Consider the following 5,381-nt stretch of genomic DNA (forward strand, 5'->3'; position numbering starts at 1 on the left):
ACCATCTTCTTCTCTGTAACCAACTCTCGTTGTATCACCATTCTTGTCGATAAGTGATAGATTAGAAATATGGATTGGAGCTTCTTTCTCCTTAATTCCACCTTGTGGATTAGAAGCACTAGGCTTCTCATGTTTAGAGATCATATTAACCCCTTCCACAATAGCTTTATTCTTCTCGATAAGTACCTTCTGCACTTTCCCTTCCTGACCCTTATGGTCACCAGCGATTACACGTACGGTATCTCCTGATTTTATTTTAAGCTTTGTCATTTTCTTAATGTATTAAAGCACTTCAGGTGCCAATGATACAATTTTCATGAATTGCTTATCACGAAGTTCACGTGCTACAGGACCAAATACACGAGTACCGCGCATTTCACCCTGAGGACCTAAAAGTACACATGCATTATCATCGAAACGGATATAAGATCCATCCGGTCTGCGTACTTCTTTCTTGGTACGAACAACAACTGCTGTTGAAACTGCACCCTTCTTGATATTTCCGTTAGGTGTAGCTTCTTTTACACTGACAACTATCTTGTCTCCAACAGATGCGTATCTTTTCTTTGTACCTCCTAACACACGGATTGCTAAAACTTCTTTAGCTCCGGTGTTATCTGCTACTTTTAGTCTGGACTCTTGTTGTACCATGATTTACTTCGCTCTTTCAATTATTTCTACTAATCTCCAAGTCTTGGATTTACTTAAAGGTCGTGTTTCCATGATCTTTACAGTATCACCTTCGTTGCAGTCGTTATTTTCGTCGTGTGCTACGTACTTTTTCGTTTTCAAAACGAATTTTCCATACATAGGGTGTTTTACTTTTTTCACTTCAGCAACCACTATGGATTTCTGCATTTTGTTACTTGTAACAACCCCTACACGCTCTTTTCTTAAGTTTCTTTTTTCCATCTTTCAGCAGAATAACAATTATTGTTGTTCTCTTTTAGTTAACTCTGTAGCTAATCTCGCCACTTTTCTCCTTTCAGTTCTCAACTGTATCGGATTCTCCAAAGGCGAAACAGCATGAGCCATTTTTAAATCTGAATAAGCTTTTCGAGACTTACCAAGCTCTTCTTGCAATTCTGCAACAGACAATTCTTTTACTTCTGATTGTTTCATAATTCCAATATTATTCTTGATAATCTCTAGCTACAACAAATTTTGTTCTTACCGGAAGTTTTTGTGCTGCAAGACGTAAAGCCTCTTTGGCAGTTGCCATTGGCACTCCACCAATTTCAAACATTATTCTTCCTGGTTTTACCACTGCTGCCCAATATTCCACAGCACCTTTACCTTTACCCATACGTACTTCAAGAGGTTTCTTTGTAATAGGCTTATCTGGGAAAATTTTGATCCAGATAGAACCTTCTCTTTTCATATATCGGGTAGCGGCGATACGCGCTGCTTCTATTTGACGTGCAGTAACAAAGCTGGAATCCATTGATTTGATTCCGAAGGTTCCGTTAGAAAGTCTGTGCCCTCTTTGAGCAAGCCCTTTCATACGGCCTTTTTGTTGCTTACGGTATTTTGTTCTTTTAGGTTGTAACATTTTTTCTTTCCTTTAAAAAATTACTTTCTACGACGTGATTTGTTTCCACCTCGTCCGGCACCGGATTTTTTACCTTGGTTCTTTGCAAGACCAACTAGAGGCGAAAGCTCTCTTTTTCCGTATACCTCACCTTTCATGATCCATACTTTGATTCCCAATCTACCATATGTAGTATGAGCTTCGATCAAAGCATAATCAATATCAGCCCTAAAAGTAGACAAAGGTATTCTTCCATCTTTGTATGATTCTGAACGTGCCATTTCAGCACCATTTAAACGTCCGGAAATCTCAATCTTGATTCCTTCAGCATTCATTCTCATTGCAGCCGCAATGGCCATTTTGATTGCACGACGGTAAGAGATTCTGTTCTCAATTTGTCTTGCAACACTTGAAGCAACTAAATGTGCATCAAGTTCTGGCCTTTTGATTTCAAAGATGTTAATTTGAACCTCCTTGTCGGTAATCTTTTTAAGCTCTTCCTTAAGCTTGTCTACCTCTTGTCCACCTTTTCCGATAATAATACCAGGTCTGGCAGTAGTGATAGTAACGGTTACAAGCTTAAGCGTGCGCTCGATGATTACACGCGATACACTCGCTTTAGAAAGACGAGCATGGATGTATTTTCTAATCTTATCGTCTTCGGCAAGTTTGTCGCCGTAGTCATTACCTCCGTACCAGTTGGATTCCCAACCTCTAATGATACCAAGGCGATTCCCGATTGGATTTGTTTTCTGTCCCATACTATCTCTTAGCTTTGTGTATTATTGTTTGCTCCAAGCACTAATGTAACATGATTGGATCTCTTTCTAATTCGGTGTGCACGACCCTGTGGAGCAGGACGAAGTCTTTTCAACATACTTCCTCCGTCTACACGAATCTCTTTCACAAATAGCTCAGCTTCTTCAAGGTTAGCGTCCTCGTTCTTAGCTTGCCAGTTGGCAATAGCTGAAACTAAAAGTTTCTCTAAACGATTAGATGCCTCTTTTTTACTGAACTTTAAAATATGAAGCGCTTTTTCTACTTTCTCTCCTCTAACCAAATCCGCCATAAGACGCATTTTTCTAGGCGAAGTAGGGCAGTTATTTAACTTTGCAAAAGCTACCTGTTTCTTGGCTTCTTTTATTTGCTCTGCTCTTTCTCTTTTACGAACTCCCATAGCTTCAATTATTTTCTACCTTTATTTTTCGCACCTGCATGTCCTCTGAAAGACCGTGTTGGTGAAAATTCTCCTAGTTTATGACCCACCATATTTTCAGTTACATAAACAGGAACGAATTGCTTCCCGTTGTGTACTGCTATAGTTTGTCCTACAAAATCTGGAGTAATCATAGAAGCCCTAGACCAGGTTTTGATCACGGCTTTCTTTCCAGACTCAACATTCTGAGCCACTTTTTGTTCCAGTTTGTAATGAACGAAAGGTCCTTTTTTTAATGAACGTGCCATATCTTATTTCTTTCTAGTCTTTCTACGTTCTACAATATATTTATTACTCGCTTTTGTTCTTGAGCGGGTCTTGAATCCTTTAGCAGGAAGACCTTTTCTAGAACGTGGGTGACCACCTGAAGCTCTACCTTCACCACCACCCATTGGGTGATCGACAGGGTTCATCGCTACCGGTCTTGTTCTTGGACGTATACCCAACCATCTGCTTCTACCAGCTTTACCACCAATCATTAACTGATGATCACTGTTAGATACAGCTCCGATTGTAGCAATACAAAGTGAAAGAACACGTCTAATCTCCCCAGAAGGCAACTTGATAGTTGCGTATTTACCTTCTCTCGCTAATAACTGAGCGAAAGCACCGGCACTACGCGCCATCACAGCTCCCTGTCCTGGTCTCAACTCAATACAGGAAATAACCGTACCAAGTGGAATGTTTGCCAGAGGCATTGCATTCCCGATCTCAGGAGAAGCAGCTTCGTTGGAAGAAACTATATTCTGCCCAACCTGAAGCCCATTCTGAGCAATAATATACCTTTTCTCTCCATCCTGATAATTCAATAATGCGATAAAGGCCGTTCTGTTTGGATCGTATTCGATAGAAGCCACTGTAGCAGGAATTCCCTGCTTATCACGCTTAAAGTCGATTACACGATACCTTCTTTTATGACCACCACCTTTGTAGCGCATGGTCATTTTTCCCTGACTGTTTCTACCACCTGATTTTTTTATCGGCGCCAATAGGCTTTTCTCCGGCTTATCAGTAGTAATGGCGTCATACCCATTCACTACTCTAAAACGCTGACCAGGTGTAATTGGTTTTAATTTTCTAACTGACATTGTTTAATCTTAAAGATTACTGTATAAATCAATTGTTTCACCTTCCGCCACCTGTACTACTGCTTTTTTGAAAGCATTAGTTTTACCAGTGATCATACCAGACTTAGTATATTTAGTCTTACGATCCGGGCGGACATTCATAGTTCGAACTTTAGTAACAGACACGCCATAAGCAGATTCAACTGCGTCTTTGATCTGAATCTTATTTGCCTTGTTACTTACCACAAAAGTGAAGCGATTGTTCATCTCACTATCTGTAGTAGCTTTTTCTGTAATAACAGGTTTAATCAAGATGCTCATAACGGTTTATTAACTTAATTTCGACTCAATTCCTTCTAAAGATCCTTCTACGAAGACGATACTCTTAGCATTAAGTATTTTGTAAGTACTTAATTCTGAGCTATTTATAACTTCTGAGGATTTCAAATTGCGCGACGACAAATATACATTTTTATTTGAGTCACCCAACACAATTAGCGATTTTTTACTGTCAATCCCCAGAGCCTGAAGAACTTCGATAAAGTTCTTAGTTTTTGGAGTATCGAATGAAAAATCTTCAATTACCATGATAGCCTTGTCGTTTGCCTTAATTGATAGGGCAGACTTTCTTGCAAGACGTTTAAGGTTCTTGTTTAATTTGAAACCATAGTTTCTTGGTCTTGGACCAAAAACACGTCCACCACCTTTGAAAATAGGAGACTTGATACTACCAGCTCTCGCTGTACCAGTACCCTTTTGTTTCTTTATCTTACGCGTAGATCCTGCGATCTCGGCTCTTTCTTTCGCTTTATGAGTACCCTGACGTTGGTTGGCCAGATACTGCTTAACATCTAAATAAACAGCGTGCTCATTAGGCTCTATAGCGAAAACAGAATCAGAAAGCTGTGCTTTTCTGCCTGTTTCTTTTCCCTTAATATCTAAAACTGCTATTTCCATTACTTACTAATGATTACGTATGAGTTCTTAGATCCTGGCACACATCCTTTTACTACTAAAAGATTCTTGTCTGCAACTACCTTTAAAACTCTCAGGTTTTCAACTTTAACTCTCTCGCCACCCATTCTACCGGCCATCTTCATTCCTTTGAAAACTCTCGCAGGATAAGACGCTGCACCAATAGAACCAGGAGCTCTTAATCTGTTGTGCTGACCGTGAGTGGCCTGTCCAACTCCTCCAAATCCATGTCTCTTTACAACACCCTGGAAACCTTTACCTTTAGACGTACCTGCGATATCCACAAATTCACCTTCTTTGAAATGCTCCACGGTAACAGAGTCACCTAATTTGTAATCTTCATTATAACCCTGGAATTCAACGACTTTACGTTTTGCAACGGTTCCTGCTTTTTTAGCGTGCCCTTCAGCAGCTTTATTTACAGTCTTTTTGTCATCGAAACCAAGTTGAAGTGCTTCATACCCGTCAACCTCTTTGGTTCTGACTTGGGTAACCACGCACGGTCCAGCTTGAATCACGGTACATGGGATGTTTTTCCCATTCTCGTCGAAAATGCTGGTCATGCCGATCTTTTTTCCTATTAACCCAGACA

The 5,381-nt window shown here is 40.0% G+C and carries 12 protein-coding genes; all 12 read right to left on the reverse strand.

The features are described 5' to 3' along the window. A partial coding sequence (gene rplX, locus ACNI3T_RS04445; protein WP_417920782.1) for a 50S ribosomal protein L24 occupies positions 1–270 on the reverse strand: 270 nt, incomplete at its 3' end. Between the two features lie 12 nt (positions 271–282). Next, a complete protein-coding gene (rplN, locus tag ACNI3T_RS04450; RefSeq protein ID WP_026915155.1) occupies positions 283–651 on the reverse strand; it encodes a 50S ribosomal protein L14 in 369 nt (122 codons plus the stop codon). A gap of 3 nt (positions 652–654) precedes the next feature. Then, positions 655–912 (reverse strand): 30S ribosomal protein S17, encoded by a 258-nt coding sequence (gene rpsQ, locus ACNI3T_RS04455; RefSeq protein ID WP_026915154.1) that lies wholly within the window; start codon positions 910–912, stop codon positions 655–657. A gap of 18 nt (positions 913–930) precedes the next feature. Further along, positions 931–1,122 carry a 50S ribosomal protein L29 gene (gene rpmC / locus ACNI3T_RS04460; protein ID WP_026915153.1) on the reverse strand — a complete coding sequence of 64 codons (192 nt, stop codon included), beginning with the start codon at positions 1,120–1,122 and terminating at the stop codon, positions 931–933. A 10-nt stretch (positions 1,123–1,132) separates the two neighbouring features. Further along, positions 1,133–1,552: a 50S ribosomal protein L16 gene (gene rplP / locus ACNI3T_RS04465; protein WP_026915152.1), complete on the reverse strand. Its 420-nt coding sequence runs from the start codon at positions 1,550–1,552 to the stop codon at positions 1,133–1,135. A 20-nt stretch (positions 1,553–1,572) separates the two neighbouring features. Further along, entirely contained in the window at positions 1,573–2,292 is a 720-nt protein-coding gene (gene rpsC / locus ACNI3T_RS04470; RefSeq protein ID WP_026915151.1) for a 30S ribosomal protein S3, read from the reverse strand. A gap of 8 nt (positions 2,293–2,300) precedes the next feature. Next, positions 2,301–2,708, reverse strand: coding sequence for a 50S ribosomal protein L22 (rplV, locus tag ACNI3T_RS04475; RefSeq protein ID WP_011710691.1), 408 nt, complete (start codon positions 2,706–2,708; stop codon positions 2,301–2,303). 8 nt (positions 2,709–2,716) lie between these two features. Then, on the reverse strand, positions 2,717–2,995 hold the full coding sequence (rpsS, locus tag ACNI3T_RS04480) for a 30S ribosomal protein S19 (protein WP_011710692.1): 279 nt from the start codon (positions 2,993–2,995) through the stop codon (positions 2,717–2,719). Positions 2,996–2,998: 3 nt separating this feature from the next. After that, positions 2,999–3,835: a 50S ribosomal protein L2 gene (rplB, locus tag ACNI3T_RS04485; RefSeq protein WP_418226785.1), complete on the reverse strand. Its 837-nt coding sequence runs from the start codon at positions 3,833–3,835 to the stop codon at positions 2,999–3,001. A gap of 9 nt (positions 3,836–3,844) precedes the next feature. Continuing rightward, on the reverse strand, positions 3,845–4,135 hold the full coding sequence (gene rplW / locus ACNI3T_RS04490; protein ID WP_141876836.1) for a 50S ribosomal protein L23: 291 nt from the start codon (positions 4,133–4,135) through the stop codon (positions 3,845–3,847). Between the two features lie 9 nt (positions 4,136–4,144). Continuing rightward, on the reverse strand, positions 4,145–4,771 hold the full coding sequence (gene rplD, locus ACNI3T_RS04495; RefSeq protein ID WP_418226786.1) for a 50S ribosomal protein L4: 627 nt from the start codon (positions 4,769–4,771) through the stop codon (positions 4,145–4,147). After that, positions 4,771–5,381 (reverse strand): 50S ribosomal protein L3 (gene rplC, locus ACNI3T_RS04500; RefSeq protein WP_418226787.1); only part of this gene is annotated, 611 nt, incomplete at its 5' end. The genes rplC and rplD, both read right to left, overlap by 1 nt.

Origin of the sequence: Christiangramia qingdaonensis (assembly GCF_048381525.1) — a bacterium.
Lineage (GTDB): Bacteria > Bacteroidota > Bacteroidia > Flavobacteriales > Flavobacteriaceae > Christiangramia.